Origin of the sequence: Rhizobium sp. RU35A, assembly GCF_900156005.1 — a bacterium.
Lineage (GTDB): Bacteria > Pseudomonadota > Alphaproteobacteria > Rhizobiales > Rhizobiaceae > Neorhizobium > Neorhizobium straminoryzae.
The window spans coordinates 1-21,187 of the sequence record NZ_FTMR01000015.1 but is presented as its reverse complement, the minus strand read 5'-3'; the positions used below and the strand labels follow the sequence as shown (position 1 = coordinate 21,187).

Below are 21,187 nucleotides of genomic sequence, written 5' to 3'. Positions count from 1 at the left end.
TTCCTGTGGACCTCAGCCTTATTGCGTCGGTCTCACAGGGTTAATCTCGCCAGCATCGGCCGACCGGTAATTTTGGTCAGAGATTTTTTTGCAGCCTGCCGTCGGCCACTGGACCGCAGGTAAAGAAGGCGGGACAAAAGGGGCATGTGCGGTCGGATCGCTCAGGCGTGAAGTTTCCGCCCTCGATCGCCGCGAAGACTTCGGCAAGCTTTTCTGTTCTCTTGCCGAGCGCCTTATGGTCGAACTCGACCCTTGTAGTGTGATCGTCGTCGCCGAGGTGGACGATCTCGACCGTGCAGCCGGGAAGTGAGTTGACAGCCGCCATCTGAAAGGCGGCGTCGGCGAGGCCCTGTCCGGTTTTGGAGGATCGGTGACCGGTCCGAACCATTCGCACGATGTGCCGTCCATTAGGTGTCATCACGACATCGTCTGCATTTGCCGAGACGGTAGTCGTTCCGAGCCCTGTTTGGAGAGAGGGCGGTATCGAACGGGTTGTACCCGCACGCATCGCCACGAACCGCTGGACAAGCAGGGTCGCAACTTCACGGTGCAGCCGATACTCGTCCCCAGCCAGTGGCCCTTCAGACCATCTCTGCTCCAGCAGTCTCTCCACGTCGCCAAGCGACACGGCGGAGGGATCAGTCGCCGCGATTTCCGTCACGATGGCGCGGACCAGATCGTGCATTGTCGTCATGGTTGTTGGCGTGCGCCGACCGCCGACGCCAAGTACATGGGTGTACAAAAAGCGCCGCGGGCACCGATCATACAAATCCAATTGCGCTGTCGTGATCTTGATTTCAGGCCCCAATACGATCGGGATCGGTTCATCCTCGGGGTCCGGTTTCCGGTCCGCGTGCGGCATTGCCGCGCGCGTTGTCCTTACGCCTAACCGTGCGATGAAATCCGAGGGATTGCGCCGATTGCCGTTCGCCATACGGGTCGCTGAATAAAGGAGAAGGCGGTCCCGCGCTCGAGAGGCGGCGACATATAAAAGGCATTCCTGCTCGAGCCCGTGATCCGTAGCGGCCAGAGCAACGGTTCCGCCTTCTCCGCCAGCGATCATGCCATCTGGAACCGGACAGGCCGGCTTACGCGCAGTGCTGGGCATGCTCCCCTTATTCATACCCATGACGTGCACCACGGGGAACTCGAGACCCTTGCTACCATGGATGGTCATCAGCCGGACCGCGTTGATGCCCTGAGCGGCTAGCGGAATCTGTCGAAGATCCCGTTCATCGGCGAGCTGGACAAGTCGCCTGATCCCGTCAAGCGTGCGGTGGATCGCCAAACCCGGCCCTGCACGTTGAGCGCGCAGGAAGCCCATCAGCTGCCAGATCGCCACGCCCATGGCGCGACTCGAGATATCGTCCGTCGAAGCGATCAGCGCCGCCGTTCGTGTCCGATCGAGCATGACATGCGCCAGCACGGACCAAGGAAGCGCATCGGTTCCAAAGCCGTCCAGCATGCCGGCCACCCGGCGCATGGCGTCAGTGTCAGCGGCGTCCAGGGTTGGTAGCGAGGGCGATGAACCGGCCCAGGCGAGCGGTCCAGCTTCCGCCTTCCGAAGGTGCTCGACCACCGCTGCCGCACCCGCCAGACTTAGCCCGGTCGACAATCCCTGGAGGGAGGGCTTACGCACCAGTCCCATGGCACGCTTGTCGACGAGCAACGACAGAACGGACAGCAGATCCTTGACCTCGGGTCGTTCGAAGAGATTGCCGAGGTAGAGAACCGGAATTCCGCGTCGCTCCAGTTCACGACCCATGCGGTTGAGCCGGTCGTTGCCGGGGCAGAGCACAGCCTGGTCGCGGAAGGCGACATCCTGAGAATGGCGCAGAATTTCGTCGGCGAGTGCGTCCGCCTCGTCGTCGTTGTCACCGAAGGTCACATGCTCTGGCGGGACACCGCTGGACGGTCGATCTGCTTTGAGGGAGGCATCGCCAGTGCCAGCCTGCATGCCCCCGCCGAAATTCGAAAATGCACCAACGATCTCGGGCGTCGAGCGGTAGTTGAGACGCAGCCGATCACCAGTACCACCAGGAAAGTCCTCGGTCTTGAATCGCGACATGTTGAATGAGGACGCGCCGCGGAACCTATAGATCGCCTGACGCGCATCACCAACGGCCCAAAGGTTTTTACCAACATCCGTCAGTCGCTGAAGCAGCCTCACGCTGCTGCGGTTCACGTCTTGATACTCGTCGACGAGGATATGGCTATATGTGGCGCGCAGAATCGAGACTGCCTCGGCATCGGACTCGAGCAGCTTTACGGGCAGAGACACGAGATCGCCGAAGTCCACCGCGCATGCCGCGAGCTTCAACTCCTCGTATTTCTTATAGACAAGCGCGACTTCGGCGCACCGCTCAGCGGCATTGCGGCCTTCGGGGTCGGTGGCCTTGTCCAGCATCTCCCGCGCCAGCGCGGCGTAGCGGTCAGCGTCCGCGACCTCGTCTTTCGCCCGGGATATCGCGGTGAGCATGTCCTTGAGGGGACGATCGGGATTCATGAACTCCCGATGATGGGTGAGGTCCAGGGCGAGATATTCGCGCTCCATGATCGCGATCGCCTCGCTGCGATCCATCATGCGGGGCTCTCTCGGGAAGCCCAGCTGCTTGTGGTATCTTCGCACTAGATCGAGACCGAAGGCGTGGAATGTCCCGATCCACATCGCCGACGCTGCCTCTGGCCGCAGTCTAGCGATGCGCTCAGATAGTTCTCCGGCAGCCTTGTTGGAGAAGGTCAGCACAAGGATCGATCGGGGATCGACTCCTTCATCGACGAGGCCGGCGACCCGCCCGACGAGGGTCTGCGTCTTCCCCGTTCCCGGTCCGGCCTCCAGAAGATAGGGGACCCCACGATGCCGCGCGGCCTCGCGCTGCTCGTCGTTGAGCGGCTTTGGAGGTCTTGCCTCGGCCTGCTCGGGTTCCGGCTCGACCGCAGGAAGAAGCAACGCGTCGAGAAGCTGCAGCGCGACGACGTCGAAGGGCGCCCCCAGCTTCGTCGCAATCTCTGACGCCGTCATGCCCTCAAGGTGGAGTGAGCGAGCCCGGTTGCGCGGTAGCAGAAGTTCGCGACCGAACAGGTCCATCTGGATCTCGCGGCGCTGCCGCCGGCTGTAGTCGACGACCCGATCCTCGCCAACGGGGGCAGCTTCCGCTGGCCGCGTGGGATCGACGTCGTGGGCGACGTGCTCGATCCGGTCGTCGCCGAGCGTGGCGTGGCCGAGTTCGTGGCCCACCAGGAAGGCCTTGAAGAAGGTTGTTCCCGAGTCCTCGTGCCTGATGGCACGATTTATGGGATCGAACTGTGCCCGACCGCCCTCCAGGATCGCGCTGCCTGGCTCGACGAGCTCGATGTCCAATTCCAGACTGGATGCGGCGGCTTTAACGAGAGCCTCAGGATCCCACGGGTCAGCCCCGTTGGAGACCACCTCATCGTGAAGCGCCGCGGCACGCTGCCGCGCAAGTTCGACAGCGTCCATGGGTCACTCCCGTGAGGCCAGCAACTGCTGCCGTCGCTCATCCGGCACCTTGCATTGCTTGAGCAGGTCCTCGAAAGTGATTTTCTTCTGGTCGGCTGATGGTGCATCGTCGGCCTTGTAGCTGACGCTAGACGCAAGTCGAGGTGGTGCTGCCATGAAGCGGCGCAGGTCGTCCACGGTGGATTGTAGGCCGCGCGCAAGAGCGTCGACGAACCAGGCGGGCACGCTGGCGATGTCCACGAGTCGGGAGCTAAATCCCTGGATCACGCCGCTGGGCACATCGAGGGCACGGCGAAGACTTACCAGTTCTTGGGAAGAAACGTTGGCGAAGGGGTCAACCACAGCGGTGGATGCCTGAACTGGCGACGTGGCTCGGAAGGCTGCAAGGGACGCTTCTACCCACGCCTCATCGGCCGGCGTGGTAATCTCTCCAGTCGCGCGCTGCAGTCTCAGATCAAGGGATAGGTCGATCAACTCGCCCGAAAGATGAGGGTATAGCTGAAGGTAGCGGTCAAGAGTCGCTTTGTCGTGCGCCTGCTCAACTGCGAATGCGAGCAGGATCTCCTCTGCGCTGTCGTTACGGCTGTCAGTCATGGTCGTCTCCAATCGACAGAGCTTGGCGTATCAATAGGTATGCTTCGTCACGTCTGTTCCGAACTGTTTTCTCGGATTTGACGCCGATCGCCTTTCGAATTGTCATGACGCTATCGTCCGACGAATCGATTGGCATGTCCCTGATGATCAACTCAACGACTCTGCGTAACTTGTCTGGCAGGGACCTAATCGCGTCGGCTACGCGCGACCGGTAAATCGGATCGTCAGACAGCAACTCCTCTTTGAGGTCTAAACTCCCGACCGCGCGCTCTACCGCCAGCGAGGGTTCGTTTGTCTCGTGGTCAGCCTCAACGGCTTCGGTGCGCGCCGTCTGTCTCCTCGCCCTGTGCATGGATGTCGTGCGGAGCGCTGCAATGGCACCGGCAAACATGACCTCGAAATAGTCGAGGGCAGACCCTGGCTCGGCTCGATCCTCGATCAACTTGCGGACGAAGGTATCCCTTACCGTATCGCGAGCATCTGCGGCATGAACCCTCTCGGACACGTCGATGCGCTCGCCGCAGATGCGTGGCAGTGCAGCTGAGAGACGGCGCATGAGTTCGCGGTAAAGGTCGTTGAAATAGCTCTCGTCATTGTCATGCCGAGTGTCGCGTATCAAATAGACGATACACTCGGACTTCACGTAGAGCGGTGATGACGTGTCGCGGATCTTCAGGGCAGCTATGATTTCCTCGCGGGACTGCTCAAGCAGTCTCGCCAACGCTTCCTCAATATCCGCGCGACGCGTGTAAAGTGTGCCGTCAGATCTGCATTTCGTTAATGGCTTTACGTATCGAGCACTCAACGGTCGCCCCTATCCACAAACATCATCAAGGTCGTACTAGCCTCCGAGTACAGCGGCGCCATGGAGCCTTTGGTTTTTCAATGACGAGCTACTCGATTCGGCACCCTATTGTAGGTTGTGATTTAATCACGGCCAAGCAAGGGGCCGTCGTATCGAAAAGAGATTGAATACCTAGCCCTGGCACTCACCGGCAACCACTCGCTAGCTTCTTGGCCAAGGACGGGCGCATATATTGTGCGCGAATTTGTGCTCCTGACGAGTGACGCAATCGGCGTCCGAGGGTTCTTGCCCTCGAAGCATGCAAGCCGCGAAGGCCTCAGGAGCTGTATATGCTGTTCGGCGCGTTGTTTTTCGTTTGCTACGCGAGCGCGCACCAAAGGCGTCCGTGCACTAAAAACCAGGTGCCGCAGTGGCGGATAAAACCATTCAAAAAGTTACTCTGGTCCTAATATTGGTCTTCTTAAAGTTGAGAAACGTCGCTAATCTCCCGCTAGGGGGATATGGCGATGCAGTTTTCAGAAATGAGTGGGACGGAGAACCAAGAGGCCAGTAAGCCCGACAATCCTGCCATTGTTGCCGATATTGCTGCGTGCTTCACCTATGCGTCCTACCAAAACGCAATCCCGGTCATCCGATCGATCTTGGTCGAGAACAATACGGACAGGCAATTCGAAAACTGCCGCATCGAGCTGACAGCGTCGCCCGCTTTTCTTAGGCCGAAGACATGGACACTTGATCGCCTGGTGCCGGGTGACCGGGTTATGCTCGCCGATAGAAAAGTGGAGTTCGATCCAGGATATCTTTCAGGACTAAATGAAGCAGAGCGCGGTGAGATCACACTTCGCGCGTCGTCTGGCGGACAAACTCTGGACGAACGGCGCCTTCCCGTCAGACTGCTTGCGCGTGACGAATGGGGAGGGGTTGCCGACATGGTGCAGCTACTCCCGGCCTTCGTCATGCCCAACGATCCCGGTGTGTCCCAGATTCTGCGAATGGCTGCGGAAAGGCTCAATGCTCATGGCCATTCAGGTGGACTGGATGGCTACCAGACAAACAATCCCCAGCGCGCCTACATGCTGGCTGCGGCAGTCTACTCAGCGATTGCAGGGATCGGGTTGCACTATGCAGAGCCGCCTGCAAGCTTCGAGAATCGCGGCCAGAAGATCCGGCGTCCGAGCACGGTCGCTGAGGAGCGGCTCGCCACCTGTCTCGATACCACGCTTCTTTTCGCCGCCGGGTTGGAAGCCGCTGGATTGAACCCCGTGATCTTGATGTTCGAGGGGCATGCTTCCGTTGGTGTGTGGCTTGCAAAGAGAACCTTCGCACATGCCATAGAGCCGGACCAGATGGAGGTTCGCAAGGCCCTGGCATCGCGCGAATTGATCGTCTTTGAAACGACTGGCGTGACACATCGGCCTGCCATGACGTTTGAAAGCGCTCTTCGGGCCCTGGACAGCCGGCTTGGAGTGGACGAGGCGCATGCTTTTGTGGCCGCTATTGATGTCAGGCGATCGCGTGGCGGCGGGATCATGCCGCTTGCCTCACATGAGCCTATCCGTCGCAATGTTCAGGAGGATGACTCGGCCCCCGTGGCCGACTTGCCGCTTCCCTCTGCCCCCAATTTCACAGAGATGCCGGCTGAAACCGTTGAGGTAAAGCCAACCAACGCTGCCGGTCGCATCGACAGATGGCAGAAAAAGCTGCTCGATCTGACGCTTCGCAATCGACTTCTCAATTTCCCGGATTCCAAGAAAACGATCCCATTTCTCTGCACGGACGTGGCTTATCTCGAAGATCGGCTGGCGAACGGCGCAGCAATACGCATCATATCCTTGCCAGAGCAGAACCCGCTCGGTGAACGGGATGCAGCACTTTATCGGGATGTCCATGGCCGGGATCTCCAACGTGGCTTCGCGGCGGAAGCATTGCTTCGGGACGAGTTGCCCTCGCCCCTCGACGTGCGCCAGCTCGAAGCTCGGTTGATCGATCTCTATCGGCAGGTTCGCAACGATTTTGCCGAGGGTGGCGCCAACACTCTTTTTCTGGCAGTCGGATTCCTCAGGTGGAAGAAGAAGCCGGAAGACGAACGCAGCTATCGTGCGCCGCTTCTACTTGTCCCAGTCAAACTTGAGCGCCGCAGCGCCAGTTCACGCTTCACCATCCGCTTCCATGAAGATGAACCGCGGTTCAATGCGACACTTCTTCAGTTTTTGGAACGGGATTTTGACCTGTCTCTCCCTCAATTCAGCGGCGACCTGCCGCTCGACGACAATGGGATAGACGTGCCGCGCGTATTCTCATTGATGCGCCAGGCCATCCGCGATGTTCCGGGGATGGAGGTTGTGGACGAAACGGCCCTGTCGACCTTCTCCTTTGCCAAATTTCTTATGTGGAAGGATCTCGTCGAACGCACGGACGCCTTGCGCGAGAACAGGGTCGTTCGGCACTTGATCGACACGCCTGAGCAGGCCTTTCATCAAGGAAGCGGAGAAACGACGTTCCGCGACGAGCGCGAGCTCGATCAGGCTTACGCGCCAGCGGACATCATCTGTCTTCTTCCATCAGACTCGTCGCAAACGGCGGCAAGCTTGGCCGCAGCCGAAGGGCGGGATTTTGTCATCGTTGGCCCACCCGGCACGGGTAAGAGCCAGACGATCGCCAACATGATCGCCAACTGTCTTGCCGTTGGAAAGACGGTGCTGTTCGTCGCTGAAAAGACGGCTGCGCTCGACGTGGTTTATCGCCGCTTGCGCACACATGGTCTTGGAGATCATTGCATCGAGCTGCACTCGAACAAGGCGGATCGCCGCCATTTCCTTGGCCAGCTGAAAGCGGCTTGGGAACATGGTGGACGGAATGATGCGTCTGAATGGATCGCGATCAACGAGCGCCTTCGGTTGCGTCGCGACGAGCTGAACGCGTATGTCGGCGCACTGCATAGACGCTACTCAAACGGATGGACGCCGTATCTCGCGTTGGGCATCGCTCTCAAAGCTGCGGAGGCGCCTGCACCAGGCTTGACGTGGTTGGAACGCGACGCACATGACTCACAGACGTTACGCGAGCTCGAAGAGCTCGCCAGCGAACTCGGTCTCGTCTTCGGTTCGGTTGAACGTCAGCCGGCACTCGACCTCATCAATGTCAACGAATGGAGTTCCGGCTGGCAGGATGGCGTAATTGCGGCAGCACAGTCGCTGCTGAATGCGATCGAACTACTAGTTGACTCGGCGAATGGATTTGTCGCCCGCCTTGGCCTCAAACCGCAGGAGCGGCTGTCACGAATTGAGCTGCAGGCACTGGTAAGCTTGGCAGGGGTGCTGCAGAAATCGCGCGGCCATGACGTATCTATCGTTTTTGATCGGGATTTTCCCCGATGCGCGGAAGCGCTGGAAAGTCTCGCCAGCTCCATCAGTGCCTATCGCGAAGCAGAGCGCGAGGCCGCTGCTTCCTACAGTTCCCCCGCCGTCCGCGACCTCGAGGCTGAAGTCCTGGATCGCCAGTGGCGCGAGGCTAGTGCTTCATTCTGGCCGAATGCGATGCTGGGCAAGCGCAAGGTTCAGAAGCTTCTCCAGAGCTATGCCGAGCAGGGCTCCGTGGATCCGGAACGGGATCTTCCCCTTTTGCGGCGCATGAAGGCTTGCCTTTCAGCGATCGATCAGAATCTCTTGAACGGCAAGCCTCTGCCGGTCGATGGTCTGGCGACAGATGTTGGAGCCGTTGCGGCAGTGCTGGACATTGCGCGTGAGCTTCGTGCAATAATCCCGTTACCGGGCCGCGATCAGGACGAGACCCGGACGACGCTCCGCGCTCTTGCGCCGTGTCTTCGTGCGGTGGTTCAAGACGATGTGGTCCGGCATGCAGGCGACAGGTTGCTGGCGGCGGTCGACGGCATGAAGGAGGCGCAAAGGCGCTTCAGCACGATCGCCGGCCGCGACAGTCTCTTTGAAAAGGATGTCGTCGACCTCGCGACGCTGAGGGACAAACTCGATGCTCTTATCGGCGCAAGGCATCTGCTTCGTGATTGGTCAGCCTGGTGCCGGATCAGAAATCAGGCGGTGCAGGCGAATCTCTCATCGCTGGTCGAACAGCTCGAAATAGGTGCAATCCGACCTGATGAAACACGGGCTGCGTTTCGCCTGGCCTATGCAAGGTGGTGGCTTCCAAAGGTCCTCGATGCCGACCCGATTTTGCGAAACTTTAGGCGTTTCCAGCACGAGAACGCGATCAGTGAATTTCGCGACATTGACGATCTCGTGCGCTCACACGCGACATCGCGCGTCATCAGTGCTATCGCCCACGGATTGCCGCCCGTGCAAAGCGTTCCCCGCAATTCAGAGCTCGGGCTGCTGCGCTATCAGATGGAGTTGCAGCGACCGAGCCAGTCCATACGGGACATGATCAGCAAGATGCCGCAGAACTTCTCCAAGCTCGCGCCCTGCATGCTGATGTCACCCTTGTCGATCGCTCAGTATCTGCCACCGAACCAGGCGTTGTTCGATGTTGTGATTTTCGACGAGGCATCGCAAATTACGACCTGGGACGCTGTGGGCGCCATCGCGCGAGCCCGTCAGACGATCATCGTCGGCGATCCCAAGCAGTTGCCGCCGACGAACTTCTTCGGACGCAACGAGGAAGAGGAGGACGTCGCTGATCACGAGAAGGACCTGGAAAGCATTCTCGACGAGGCCAAGGCGGCAGGCATCCCCACTCGTGATTTGCGATGGCACTATCGCAGCCGCAGCGAGTCCCTGATCGCCTTCTCCAATCATCATTACTATCAGAACCGGTTGGTGACCTTTCCGTCGCCGGTCGTTGAAGACCGCGCCGTTCATCTGCGGAAAGTGCCAGCGGGTGTCTATGATCGCGGCAAGAGCCGAACCAATCGACCAGAAGCGGATGCGGTCGTAAGAGAAGCCGTTTCCCGAATGAAGGCATGGCTGAAGCTGCCCGAAACCGATCGCCCGACGCTGGGAGTGATCACTTTCAACGCGCAACAACAATCGCTGATCCTCGATCTTCTTGATACCGCGCGCCGTGACGAGCCGGAACTCGAGTGGTTTTTTGCCGAAGAGCGGGTCGAGCCTACGATCGTGAAGAATCTGGAGAATGTTCAAGGCGATGAGCGAGACATCATTCTCTTTTCGATCACCTTCTGGAAGGATGCCGCAGGCAAGCTCACGATGGACTTCGGTGCGCTCAATCGGGATGGTGGCGAGCGTCGTCTGAATGTCGCCGTTACGCGCGCCCGGCAGGAACTTGTCGTGTTCTCGGGATTCACGGCCGACCAGATCGACCCGACACGCACCAAGGCATTGGCCGTGCATCACCTGAAGACCTTCCTCGACTATGCCGAGCGCGGACCGGTCGCCCTGCCGGCTGCCGATATCGGCTCTGTCGGCGGATTCGATTCTCCTTTTGAAGAGGCCGTGGCAGCACAGCTGGAACGGCGTGGCTGGCGCATTGTGCCGCAGGTGGGCATCTCCGGATTCCGTATCGATTTCGGTATCCGTCACCCGGACCTAGCTGGCGCTTTCCTGGCAGGCATCGAATGCGACGGTGCGACGTATCACCGATCAGCCACCGCCAGAGACCGCGACAAGGTCCGTGAACAGGTGTTGAGAGGTCTCGGTTGGAATATACTCCGCGTCTGGTCGACCGATTGGTGGTTCGATGCCACAGGCTGCGCCGAGCGGCTTCATAGCAGCCTGGAGGCCCTATTGGAGGAGAGCCGGGCACGTCGTACTGCAGAAACAGAAAGCACTGTGACCCATTGGGATATGGGACACGAGGTTGAAGGGACTGAAGAAAATCGTATCGATGATACTACGATATCCGTTCAGCCGATCGAGTTGCCGTCGGTCGCGTTCGAGGCCGAACGCGTTTCTGCGGAGGAGCGGCCACTGTCCAGCGAGCCGCAAACTCTGGAAATGCCAGCCACTCCCACCTTGGCCAGCAACAAAACTTCGAACGAGCGGGGATACAAGGTCACCGATCTTTCCAGTTTCCGACCCGAGCCAGATCAGTTTTTTGAATTTGGCTATCGCGATACCCTGCGCAGGATGATCGAGGCAGTCATCGAAACTGAAAGTCCGTTGCGCGCAGACATTCTTGCCCAGCGTATATCCCGGGCGCATGGCTGGTTGCGCACGGGCGGGCGGATCCGGGAGCGGATAGATCTCCACCTCCGCGGTTATGAAAAAACAAAGGAGTCGAGCGGCGAATTCATATGGAAGGCGGGCACTGTTTCAAAGATCATGCCCTATCGGCAGCCGACCAGCGAGGAAGCGCGCAGGTCGATCGCAGATATACCGCTGGCGGAACTTGCCTCTGTCGTCTCCGATAACCCAGATCTGCTGGATCAGCCAGACCCGGCGCGTGATCTGGCTCGGCTGCTCGGTGTCGAACGCCTTGCCGCAGTGTCCCGTGCACGGCTGGACGAAGCAATCGCAGTGGCGCGGTCGCATGCGTCAACCATCCAAACACCTGAGTAGTCATGTTTCGATTCATCCATTCTAGCGATCTTCATCTCGGAAAGCGTTTCGGCAACTTTGAGGGTGACTTGCCCAGCCGTTTGCGGGAAGCAAGACACAATTTAATCACGCGGCTCGCTGCACATGCCCGCGAGCAAAATGCAACAACAGTGCTGCTCGCTGGAGACACCTTCGATACCGAGACGCCTGCAGCGCAGGTGCGACGCCAGGCTTTTACCGAGATGGCGTACGATCCCGCGATCAGATGGGTCATTTTGCCGGGAAATCACGATTCCCTGCAGGCCTCCCAGCTCTGGACCACGTTAAGGGCAGAAGCACCCGAAAACGTTGTGCTCGCGGTGGAGCCTCAGCCGGTAGAATTGGCGAGCGGTGTCGTCCTGTTGCCCGCACCGTGTACCACCCGTCGCCCCGGCCGAGACCTGACGGAATGGATGGATGGCCAAGCTACACCCGATGGGACGCTGCGGATTGGACTGGCTCATGGAGGCATTCGCAGTTTTTCAGAGGAGGGAGCCTCTTCCGAGGTGATTGCACCAGACCGGGCAAGACGCGCAGGGCTTGATTATCTCGCGCTCGGCGATTGGCACGGCATGGTCGGTGTAGACCCGCGGACTTATTATTGCGGGACGCCAGAGCCGGACCGTTTCAAGCATGATGCGCCAGGCACGGCGCTCTTGGTGACTATTGCCGGTCCCTCGATGCTACCCGAAATCCAAGCTTTGCCCACAGCGACGTTCGTCTGGCGTAGCCTCGATCTTCATCTGCTCGAAGGCGACGCTCCAGAGCCTGCTCTTAGTTCCTTGCTGCCGGCTTCGCGGGAACGCAGGAACTCGCTGTTCCGGGTGGTGGCATCAGGGCATACCCGTCTCGCAGCGCGCGGGGAGCTTGTCGCCGCCGTTGAAAGGGCAGTTCCGGATTTCGCTTTTCTGGAGCTGGACCAGGATGGATTGGTCACGCAATGCGAGCTCGACGACCTCGACCAGATCGATCGTGGCGGCGCCCTGCGTGAAGCTGCCAATGCTCTGCTCGCCGAGTCTACGGATGAGCGTCGACCCTTGTCTGAGCGTGAGATTGCGCGAGCGGCCTTGATGCGTCTCTACTCCTACACACAGGCGATCACGCCATGAAGATCTCAGCCCTGCGCCTTTTCAACGTGAAACGGTTTGGCGGTCGCGGCGTTGCCATCGAAGGCATTGGAGATGGCGTGAACGTGCTTTGCGCCGCCAACGAGTACGGCAAGTCCACGAGCTTTGAAGCCTTGCATGCGCTTTTCTTCCAACCTCATTCCGGCACCCCGGGCGATGTACAGAGACTGCGCCCCTATAGCGGTGGGAACCCGTTGGTCGAAGCGGATATCACGACCGGCGCGGGCAGCTTCCGAATTACCAAGCAGTATTATGGTGGGCGATCAGCCCGTGTCCTGGATCTTGGATCCGGCCGTCTCGTCGCCCAGGCAGATGAGGCAGAAAACTTCATCACCAGCTTGATCAGGGGAGGGACCTCCGGACCTGCAGGCCTCCTGTGGGTGCGCCAGGGCATTACGGGCATGGAAAAGCGAAGCCGGACCGAGGAGGAAGGAGAAAAGCAGGTCCGCCAAAGCCTGCTCGAGTCGGTTCAGGGCGAGGTGGAAGCCGTCACCGGCGGGCGCCGGATGGCCGAGATCATGGCGGCCGTGAAAGAAGCCCTGTCAGACATGGTCACGGCGACGGGGAGACCAAAAACTGGCGGTCGCTATGCGGCTGCGATCGAGGAACGGGATAGGCTCGCCGCGGATGAGGTGCGGCTGGCAGCCGAGGTAACCCGATTGCGCCAAGCGCTGGACCAACGCGCGAACGCAGCAGCGAAGCTCGCCGAACTCGACAGTCCTGCAGAAAGAGAAGAGCGCAGGGCGGCGATTCAAACAGCCCAGAGCAGATTTGATGCCGCCAAGGCGCAGAACGAGAAACTGAAGACGGCAGAAGCGGAACTGAAGCTTGTTCGCGAAAGGCGAAACGCGGCAGAGCGGGAATTCAAGACGTTTACCGAAGCTCGGGAGAAGGCAGCTCTTCTGCAAGGCAGTCTGTCTTCTGCCGAGGTCGATAGGGCTGAAGCGATAAAGCAGCGCCGGGAGGCGGCCGACGCGATCGAAATGGCACGCAAGAACGTGGACCTCGCCGAGACTGAGGAGCAGGAGCTTCGCGAGCGGCTAACTCGCTTCGACGCGGCAACAAAGGCACGCGAGGCGCATAAACGTCTGGCCGACTTGAAGCAGCGATTGGCCGAGGCGGAGAAGCTACGTCAGAGCATTGAAGAGGGTGAGGCTCAACTCGCACTTCTGCAAATACCGACAAAGTCCGTCGAAGAACTGCAAGCATGCGAAGTCGAAATTGCGAAGCTGCGTGCCATCGATGAGGCGGCTCGCCCGTCAGTCTCAGTCCACTACGAAGCCGATACAGCCGGAATGGTGACCCTCGACGGCAAGCCCCTGGTAGATGGCGAAGACCGTACCTACGACGGACATGCTCGGCTTGAAGTCGCAGGAATTGGGACAATTGCCTTGCGTTCCAACCGCCCCAGTAGGAGCGACAATCAACTGGTGCGGGCAGAGGCGGCACGAACCGCCCTTCTCGCGTCAATGGGCGTCGATAGCCTCTCTGCAGCGCGGAACAGGCAGACAAGGGCACAAATGGCCGATGCTGACTTGCGGGGATTTAGAGACCGGCTGTCCTTCATTGCTCCAGAGGGCCTGGCGAAACTCAGAGAGGAAATCGAAGCAGGTAACACGGCCAGCCTTGAGGGTCTCGACCTGAATGAGGATCCGGCGCTGCTTCGCACCGCGCTGGCACAAGCGGAAGAACGCCGCAAGCAGGCGCGTCTCGCCCTCCGTGAGGTAGAGCCAGACCAGTCTCGTGCCGATGACGCCTTCGTCGCCGCGGAGACGCGATTGGCGTCTCTGACTGCCGATCAGGCACAGTTGGCTGTGATCCTCGGGCCGGACGAAGCGCGTGAAGAGCGCGAACGCACATTGTCGGCCACGCTGGCCGATCTGGATCAATCGCTTTCGGAGGCTGAGGCGCGAGCCCTGAAACTGGGTGAAGATGCCGGTGATCTCGCGTCGATCGAGGCGACGCTGACGCGTGCTCGCTCGATCGAAGCGGCAGCCGACAAGGAGATCAATGCACTGCGGGAGACCATGGCCGGACTGAACGCAGAGATCCGGACACAATCCGACGAAGCCGTAGAAGAGAAGTGGCGGGAGACCTCGGAGGCACTCACTGCGGCGATTGCGCGGGTGGCGGCATTCGAGAAGGAGGTGGCTGTCCTCCAGCGTGTGACCACCGCCTTGGAAAATGCCAGGTCCGAGGCTCGAGAACTCTACCTCAAACCTGTTATGGCTGAGCTCGGGCCGCTGCTGAGACTGCTCTTCGACGATGTTTCGATCACCTTCGATGACAAGACGCTTCTACCCCAGACCATCCTGCGCAACGGGCAGGAAGAGGATGTCGACCGCCTGAGCGGCGGAATGCGGGAGCAGTTGTCAGTGCTGACGCGGCTGGCGTTTGCGCGGCTCCTCGCGCGTGACGGCCGGCCGGCCCCCGTCATCCTCGATGATGCGCTGGTCTACTCGGACGACGACCGCATCGAAAAGATGTTCGACGCACTCCACAGGCAGTCTCGAGATCAGCAGATTATCGTGTTCTCCTGCCGTCAGCGGGCGTTTCAGAAGCTCGGAGGAAATGTGTTACATATGACAGATTGGCAGCCGTAGAGCTGCTTCGACAGCATCTGTTTGTCGAACGGATTCAGCTCATTATTGCCGATGAATTGGCCAAGTATTTGAAAAGACATATTTCTACGGCCTCTCGCAGGTGGTGGGTTCTCGGTTCGAATCCGTTCAAGGCGCAGGCGACTACGACCATGATCTTGGGGTCGCGCAATATGTGCGCGTGCCCACGACCGTCGCGAGGGCGATGCGCCATGTCATTCCGGCGCGATGAAACCATCATTCGCCCGCAGGCTCATGTTTCGCATGGTTCTGCAGCGCATTGCGAACCATCATGCTCCAGGCATGCTCTCTGAATAGCACTAGATTATCAGTCGTTCGGGTATCCCTTCGAACCCAAAACGTCTGCCGCGCTTAGCTGCTCCGAAAGAGCAAAAGAGGTGCCATACGGAGAGGTATATTCTCTCTGAACACTAGCCAATTACACCGACAAGGGAGGGGTTGCGTCAACGATACGCGGTACCCCCAATTTCGCCGCTGCGCAACGAAATCGGCTCCCCCACGCCCCGTAGGCCGCCTTCGGCGGTCATTGACCCAACCCCTCCCTTATCGGTCCGGCACCTTTGTTTTCATTCAAAGGAGCCGACGATGGTAAGCCCACGTTGAGGGCCGTCTTGCGAGCTTGATGCGAACATCGGAAGTCCTAGTGCAAACACTAGGAGTAGTCCTATGACGAAGCATCCGATTGAAGTGATCACGTCTGTCGAGCGCCGTCGGCGCTGGTCTCGCGAGGACAAAGAGCGGCTGGTTGCAGCCTGCCTTGAGCCTGGTGCGGTTCTTTCCGAGATTGCCCGTGCGGCCGGCATCCACGTGAGCCAGCTCTTTCGGTGGCGCAAGGAACTCTGCCAAATCGAGGAACCGAGGCCTGACACGGCGAGCACGTTGGTGCCCGTGATCGTGTCGGAGGCCTCGCCAGCAGTCCAGCCCGCCGCCACGGAAACGCCAGTCGCGCCGCAACCCCGTCGGAAGCGTAGCGATGTGACGATTGAGCTGGGCCGCGGTCGCCGTGTCCGTGTGGACAGCGACATCGACACGGAGGCGCTCGGCCGCATTCTCGATTGTGTACTGGGTCGGCGATGATTCCGGTTCCTGCTGGTGTGAAGGTCTGGCTGGCGACGGGCCATACAGACATGCGCAAGGGCTTTCCCGGTCTGTCACTGATGGTACAGGAGACGTTGAAGCGTGATCCGATGTGCGGACACCTGTTCGTCTTCCGCGGTCGTGGCGGTGGCCTGATCAAGGTCATCTGGCATGATGGCCAGGGAGCCTGCCTGTTCACGAAGAAGCTGGAACGGGGACGCTTCATATGGCCGTCGGCGGCCGATGGGACGGTGGTGATTACCCCTGGGCAACTCGGCTATTTGCTAGAAGGTATAGACTGGCGGATGCCACAAAAAACCTGGCGACCGACCTCGGCCGGATAAGCAAAAATGCTAGAATGGCGGGAGCGAATATGATTCCATCTCGCCATGAACACCCCCGTCGAACAGCTTCCGGACGACCTTGCCAGTGCACTCGCACTGCTTGCCGAAGAGCGCGCGCGGCGTGTTACTGCCGAGGCAGAAGCGGCGACGGCCAAAGCAGAGGCCGCCAGTGCGAAGGCGCTCGTATCGCATTCCGAGGCGCTGATCGCGCGGTTGAAGCTGGAGATAGAGAAGGTTCGCCGCGAGCTTTACGGCAGCCGCACTGAGCGCAAGGCGCGGCTTCTCGAACAGATGGAGTTGCAACTCGAAGAACTCGAAGCTGATGCCGGCGAAGACGAGTTCACGGCGGAGATGGTTGCCAAAAACTCGACCGTCAGGGCCTTCGATCGCAAGCGTCCGTCACGCAAGCCCTTTCCTGAACATCTGCCGCGCGAACATGTCGTTATCGCCGCCCCGGCCAGTTGCCCTTGCTGCGGCTCGGCAAAGCTGTCGAAGCTCGGCGAGGATGTCACCGAGACCCTGGAGGTCATCCCTCGTCAGTGGAAAGTTATTCAGACCGTGCGGGAGAAGTTCTCCTGCCGCGAATGCGAGAAGATCACCCAGCCGCCAGCGCCCTTCCATGTGACACCACGAGGCTTTGCCGGGCCCAACCTTCTGGCAATGATCTTGTTCGAGAAGTTCGCCCAGCACCAGCCGCTCAATCGCCAGAGCGAGCGCTATGCCCGAGAGGGGATCGATCTCAGCCTGTCGACGCTGGCCGACCAGGTCGGCGCTTGTGCCGCGGCGCTCAAGCCAATCCATTCGCTGATCGAGGCGCATGTTCTGGCCGCTGAACGGCTGCATGGCGACGACACGACAGTGCCAATCCTGGCGAGAGGCAAGACCGACACTGGCCGCATCTGGACTTATGTCCGGGACGATCGACCGTTCGGCGGACAGTCACCGCCCGCCGCCCTCTACTATGCCTCGCGGGACCGGCGGCAGGAGCATCCCGAACGTCACCTGAAGACCTTCACCGGCATTCTGCAGGCGGATGCCTATGGCGGGTATAATCCGCTGTTCAAGACAGACCGCGATCCCGCGCCTCTGACGCAGGCGCTGTGTTGGGCACACGCACGCCGCAAGTTCTTCGTGCTGGCCGATATTGCCACGAACGCCAAACGTGGCAGCAAGGCTGCGCCGATCTCCCCGATGGCGCTGGAGGCCGTCAAACGGATCGATGCCCTGTTCGACATCGAACGGGAGATCAACGGTCTTGCCGCCGAGCAGCGCCTGGCCCACCGCCCCAAAGATAGCCAGCCGCTCGTCGAAGAACTGCGCGATTGGCTCCAGACCGAACGGGCAAAACTGTCGCGCAGTTCTCCCGTCGCCGAGGCAATCGATTACATGCTCAAGCGCTGGGTTGGCTTCACATCCTTCCTCGACGACGGCCGGATTTGTCTCACGAACAACGCCGCCGAGCGCGCGCTCAGAGGCTTTGCACTCGGCAGGAAGTCATGGCTCTTCGCCGGATCGGATCGGGGTGCTGATCGCGCCGCGTTCATGGCGACACTGATCATGAGCGCCAAGCTCAATGACATCGACCCGCAGGCCTGGCTTGCCGACGTCCTCGCCAACATTGCGGACACGCCGATCAGCAGGCTTGAGCAATTGCTGCCGTGGAACTGGACACCCAAGACGCTGAGTGCTCAGGCGGCCTGACCTTACCTGCGGCCTTCGCCGGATGCTTACCGACGATGACCACTTACGACCACATCAACGAACTGCGCGCTGAACTTGCGGCATCCATCGATCAGGCCGAGCGCCAGCAGATCGCAGCCGAGCTGGCGTCGGCCGAAGCGAAGCTTGCCGAAGAGGATGCTGCTTTCGAAGCACTGATCAGCGACGAGCCGCCCCACTAGGGCGGCTTCTCACGCATGGCCTAAACCTCATCTTGCCAGCGCGACTGGCAGCTCCTTTATATCGGTCGTGTATCGCGGCGATCGGCGGTCAAACTTCGCTTGCCAGTCACGCTTGATTCCGGCCGAGGCAGGAATGAGCGATCCTCGCCCGAATTTGCCGTTGACCGCATCGAGTGCGGTCATCAGCCGTTCTGACTGATCTCGGTCCCGCGCATCGAACAGGGGCCGCGGCTGTGACGCCGCCTGCACCAGATCATTCATGATGATGCCGGCCTTTGCATAGCGATGGCCGTCCCTGAAAATCTTTCGCGCTCCGCTTTGCGCTGCCCGGATCAGGTCGAATGTGTCATTCGATGCTTCGGTAAAATGCACCGTCGTTTGGGCCGAATGCGGATTGTCCTTTTGGTTGAAGCGCGATGTGTGCATGAAGACCGCCATATGTGTTGCCTCGAGACCATGCCGGCGCAGCTTCTCTGCTGCCCTCATCGCATAGGCCGCGACCGCCTCGAGCATTCCGGCCAGATCCGTAACCGGTGTTCCGAAGGATCGGGTTACGGCGCAGCCCTTCCGTTGTGGCGGTACGTCTTCGAGCGGTAGGCATGAAATGCCCTGCAGCTCCAGAACCGTCCTTTCGCCCACCACGCTCAGGAGATTGCGAGCAAGCCGCGCATCAACGCGGGCCAGGTCGCCGGCTGTCTCAATGCCCAGGCCGAAGAGTTTTCGCTCTGATGCCGATCCAACGCCCCAAACCTCCCCCACCTCGACGCGATCGAGCCAGCTTTGCCGAACGGCTGCATCTGTCAGATCGCAGACGCCGCCAAGCTCCGGGTTCTTCTTTGCAACGTGGTTTGCGAACTTCGCCAGTGTCTTGCTCGGGCCAATGCCGACACATGTCGGGATCCCGGTCCATTGCTGAACCGTGGACCGAAGATCGCGGCCGAAAGTAACGCGATCGGCGGGCCTGATGTCGGTCATATCCAAAAAGCTTTCATCGATCGAATAGACCTCAACATCCGGAGACCATTGCCGATAGATCGCATTCAGCCTGGCGCTCATGTCGCCATAAAGGGTGTAATTGCTAGAGTAGACCGCCACGCCGTTATCGCGACAGAGGTCACGGATCTTGAAGTATGGTTCGCCCATGCCAATTCCGAGCGCCTTGGCCTCCGCCGTCCTGGCGACGGCACAGCCGTCATTGTTGGACAGAACAATCACCGGGCGCTTGGCTATTGACGGGTCGAAGACGCGCTCGCAGGAGCAATAGAATGAGTTGCCGTCAATCAGCGCGAAGGAGGTCATACCTTTCTCCTCGGTCGCAGCCAATGAACGTTGCAGAGTGCCACGCCCCAGATCTCGACTTCTGCGATCTCCGGAAGGTCGAACAGCGGCATGTCCGAATTCTCGAACATCAGCCGCGGGCGACCACCTGTCATGCGCAGCCGCTTCAACGACCGCTCGCCATGTACGGTCGCTACGACAATATCGCCGTCGACCGGGCGCAGGCTGCGGTCGACCACGATCAAATCCCCGTGGAAGATTCCCGCGTCTCGCATCGAATTGCCGTCGACCTTCCACAAGAACGTCGCCGGCGGGTTCCGGATTAGGAGCTTTGTGAGGTCAATCGATTCTTCGATGTAGTCATCTGCGGGTGACGGAAAGCCGGCGCATAACCCATGGAGCATGAGAGGCACATAGACTTCTGCCTCGATTTTCAGGCCGGCGAGCATTTCAAACTGGTCCTTTCGTGATACGGAATGAAAGGAACAAACAGGGAACGCATGGGCCGCTAAAAGTCAAGATGGAACATGACGCGAGCCTAATCTGCAGATTTGCACCTGACGCGAGTGTCCGCGTGGTGTTAACTTTTTGAGGCGTTGTCACAATGGAGAGGAATAAGGATCGCCATGACTGACGAAGTGGAACACCTGTCAAACACGCTGATGTGGACCGTCGGCATGATCACCCAAGCCGGGCCAGACGACCTCAAACGTGTGGCAAATGCCTATCGAGAAGCGCAGGATCTGGTTTCGCAGATTCCAAAGACCGAGGAAGGCGCGCGGCCTCGCATCGTCGCGTGCTTCCACAGGTCAGACAAATATCGCGCTGCGGACGATATCGCCTGCGTTGGATGGATCCTAACGGCGATCCAGGAGCGCGTGAACGAAGGCGATCTGCGAGACTGGAGGAAATTGCGAACGGTCGTAAAGCAGATGCTAAAGCTGCTGCCGGAGCCGACGCGCTCGCTTCACTGAATATCTGGTGTATCGAGAAGATGTTCAAAGCCCTCCCAGGTCGCCTTGTCGTCCACCCAATGACGCTGAAGCTCTTTCCATCTTCTGTCCGCCGAAACCTGCATCTTCGCGATGGTCTCAAGGAGTTGGCGCGAGAATAGCAGCTCGTCCTGTTGAGCGGTTTTGAATATGATACCGCCCTCTGGGTCATAGGAAACGTGAAGCAGCTGATTGTCCGCATCGAGGACGAACATGGACACTTCGGGTTCGCCATCCTCGTTTTTGGTTACGATCAGCGTATCGACTGGGTAGCCGCCGGTTGCCTTTTGCAGTGCCTGGTCAAAAGCATTGGTCATGGGATCACCTTTCCTGTCACTGTCGAATCTAACGGAACGGTTTTGGCGGGGGAAGTCGGTCCCGGCTTCCGCTTCGCGGCGCTATGCTAAGCCTCCTGCGGCGTCCCTTCTTCCGTCAAAACCGTGTCGAGAATTCCCGCT

General features: G+C 59.7%; 14 protein-coding genes. 8 read left to right on the top strand and 6 right to left on the bottom strand.

Translation table 11 applies throughout. The features are described 5' to 3' along the window. Positions 1–76: 76 nt before the first annotated feature. From F3H95_RS23915 to F3H95_RS23905, 3 genes are read right to left on the bottom strand one after another with little or no spacing between them, the layout of a single operon-like run. Positions 77–3,481: an ATP-dependent helicase gene (locus tag F3H95_RS23915; RefSeq protein WP_149747795.1), complete on the bottom strand. Its 3,405-nt coding sequence runs from the start codon at positions 3,479–3,481 to the stop codon at positions 77–79. A gap of 3 nt (positions 3,482–3,484) precedes the next feature. After that, entirely contained in the window at positions 3,485–4,075 is a 591-nt protein-coding gene (locus F3H95_RS23910; RefSeq protein ID WP_149747794.1) for a hypothetical protein, read from the bottom strand. Further along, positions 4,068–4,796 carry a DNA-binding response regulator gene (locus F3H95_RS23905; protein WP_149747793.1) on the bottom strand — a complete coding sequence of 243 codons (729 nt, stop codon included), beginning with the start codon at positions 4,794–4,796 and terminating at the stop codon, positions 4,068–4,070. Before F3H95_RS23905 ends, F3H95_RS23910 begins: the two co-directional genes overlap by 8 nt. Positions 4,797–5,386: 590 nt before the next feature. Between F3H95_RS23905 and F3H95_RS23900 the strand changes: the two genes are divergently transcribed. The 7 genes from F3H95_RS23900 (at position 5,387) to F3H95_RS27275 (ending at position 18,459) form a co-directional block, all read left to right on the top strand. Continuing rightward, positions 5,387–11,371 (top strand): DUF3320 domain-containing protein, encoded by a 5,985-nt coding sequence (locus F3H95_RS23900; RefSeq protein WP_149747792.1) that lies wholly within the window; start codon positions 5,387–5,389, stop codon positions 11,369–11,371. A 2-nt stretch (positions 11,372–11,373) separates the two neighbouring features. After that, on the top strand, positions 11,374–12,498 hold the full coding sequence (locus F3H95_RS23895; protein ID WP_149747791.1) for a DNA repair exonuclease: 1,125 nt from the start codon (positions 11,374–11,376) through the stop codon (positions 12,496–12,498). Beyond that, the gene (locus F3H95_RS23890; protein ID WP_149747790.1) at positions 12,495–15,119 is read left to right on the top strand and encodes a DNA-binding protein; all 2,625 of its coding nucleotides are present in this window, start codon (positions 12,495–12,497) and stop codon (positions 15,117–15,119) included. The genes F3H95_RS23895 and F3H95_RS23890 overlap by 4 nt, the downstream gene beginning before the upstream one ends. 684 nt (positions 15,120–15,803) lie before the next feature. Further along, positions 15,804–16,214: a transposase gene (locus F3H95_RS23885; protein ID WP_149747789.1), complete on the top strand. Its 411-nt coding sequence runs from the start codon at positions 15,804–15,806 to the stop codon at positions 16,212–16,214. Next, a complete protein-coding gene (tnpB, locus tag F3H95_RS23880; RefSeq protein WP_037103542.1) occupies positions 16,211–16,558 on the top strand; it encodes an IS66 family insertion sequence element accessory protein TnpB in 348 nt (115 codons plus the stop codon). The genes F3H95_RS23885 and tnpB overlap by 4 nt, the downstream gene beginning before the upstream one ends. 45 nt (positions 16,559–16,603) lie before the next feature. Next, the gene (locus F3H95_RS23875) at positions 16,604–18,259 is read left to right on the top strand and encodes an IS66 family transposase (protein ID WP_149747788.1); all 1,656 of its coding nucleotides are present in this window, start codon (positions 16,604–16,606) and stop codon (positions 18,257–18,259) included. Positions 18,260–18,294: 35 nt separating this feature from the next. Further along, complete coding sequence (locus tag F3H95_RS27275) at positions 18,295–18,459, top strand: hypothetical protein (protein ID WP_188134468.1); 165 nt, start codon at positions 18,295–18,297, stop codon at positions 18,457–18,459. 27 nt (positions 18,460–18,486) lie between these two features. On the opposite strand, the gene F3H95_RS23870 is transcribed toward F3H95_RS27275, so the two are convergent. Both F3H95_RS23870 and umuD read right to left on the bottom strand, forming a co-directional pair. Next, positions 18,487–19,758 (bottom strand): Y-family DNA polymerase, encoded by a 1,272-nt coding sequence (locus F3H95_RS23870; RefSeq protein ID WP_149747787.1) that lies wholly within the window; start codon positions 19,756–19,758, stop codon positions 18,487–18,489. Then, entirely contained in the window at positions 19,755–20,186 is a 432-nt protein-coding gene (umuD, locus tag F3H95_RS23865) for a translesion error-prone DNA polymerase V autoproteolytic subunit (RefSeq protein WP_234614051.1), read from the bottom strand. Before umuD ends, F3H95_RS23870 begins: the two co-directional genes overlap by 4 nt. A 177-nt stretch (positions 20,187–20,363) precedes the next feature. Here umuD and F3H95_RS23860 point away from each other — a divergent pair, with 177 nt between their 5' ends. Next, positions 20,364–20,711: a hypothetical protein gene (locus F3H95_RS23860; protein ID WP_107341902.1), complete on the top strand. Its 348-nt coding sequence runs from the start codon at positions 20,364–20,366 to the stop codon at positions 20,709–20,711. Here the strand turns inward: F3H95_RS23860 and F3H95_RS23855 are convergent. Continuing rightward, positions 20,705–21,046, bottom strand: a complete 342-nt coding sequence (locus tag F3H95_RS23855) for a hypothetical protein (RefSeq protein WP_107341903.1) — start codon at positions 21,044–21,046, stop codon at positions 20,705–20,707. The genes F3H95_RS23860 and F3H95_RS23855 overlap by 7 nt on opposite strands. Positions 21,047–21,187 lie beyond the last annotated feature (141 nt).

Coding starts and splice junctions, on each gene's coding strand:
- F3H95_RS23885 (WP_149747789.1), top strand. CDS start 15,804: ATGACGAAGCATCCGATTGAAGTGATCACGTCTGTCGAGCGCCGTCGG.
- F3H95_RS23875 (WP_149747788.1), top strand. CDS start 16,604: ATGAACACCCCCGTCGAACAGCTTCCGGACGACCTTGCCAGTGCACTC.
- F3H95_RS23915 (WP_149747795.1), bottom strand. CDS start 3,481: ATGGACGCTGTCGAACTTGCGCGGCAGCGTGCCGCGGCGCTTCACGAT.
- F3H95_RS23855 (WP_107341903.1), bottom strand. CDS start 21,046: ATGACCAATGCTTTTGACCAGGCACTGCAAAAGGCAACCGGCGGCTAC.
- F3H95_RS23890 (WP_149747790.1), top strand. CDS start 12,495: ATGAAGATCTCAGCCCTGCGCCTTTTCAACGTGAAACGGTTTGGCGGT.
- F3H95_RS23895 (WP_149747791.1), top strand. CDS start 11,374: ATGTTTCGATTCATCCATTCTAGCGATCTTCATCTCGGAAAGCGTTTC.
- umuD (WP_234614051.1), bottom strand. CDS start 20,186: ATGCTCGCCGGCCTGAAAATCGAGGCAGAAGTCTATGTGCCTCTCATG.
- F3H95_RS23900 (WP_149747792.1), top strand. CDS start 5,387: ATGCAGTTTTCAGAAATGAGTGGGACGGAGAACCAAGAGGCCAGTAAG.
- F3H95_RS27275 (WP_188134468.1), top strand. CDS start 18,295: ATGACCACTTACGACCACATCAACGAACTGCGCGCTGAACTTGCGGCA.
- tnpB (WP_037103542.1), top strand. CDS start 16,211: ATGATTCCGGTTCCTGCTGGTGTGAAGGTCTGGCTGGCGACGGGCCAT.
- F3H95_RS23870 (WP_149747787.1), bottom strand. CDS start 19,758: ATGACCTCCTTCGCGCTGATTGACGGCAACTCATTCTATTGCTCCTGC.
- F3H95_RS23860 (WP_107341902.1), top strand. CDS start 20,364: ATGACTGACGAAGTGGAACACCTGTCAAACACGCTGATGTGGACCGTC.
- F3H95_RS23910 (WP_149747794.1), bottom strand. CDS start 4,075: ATGACTGACAGCCGTAACGACAGCGCAGAGGAGATCCTGCTCGCATTC.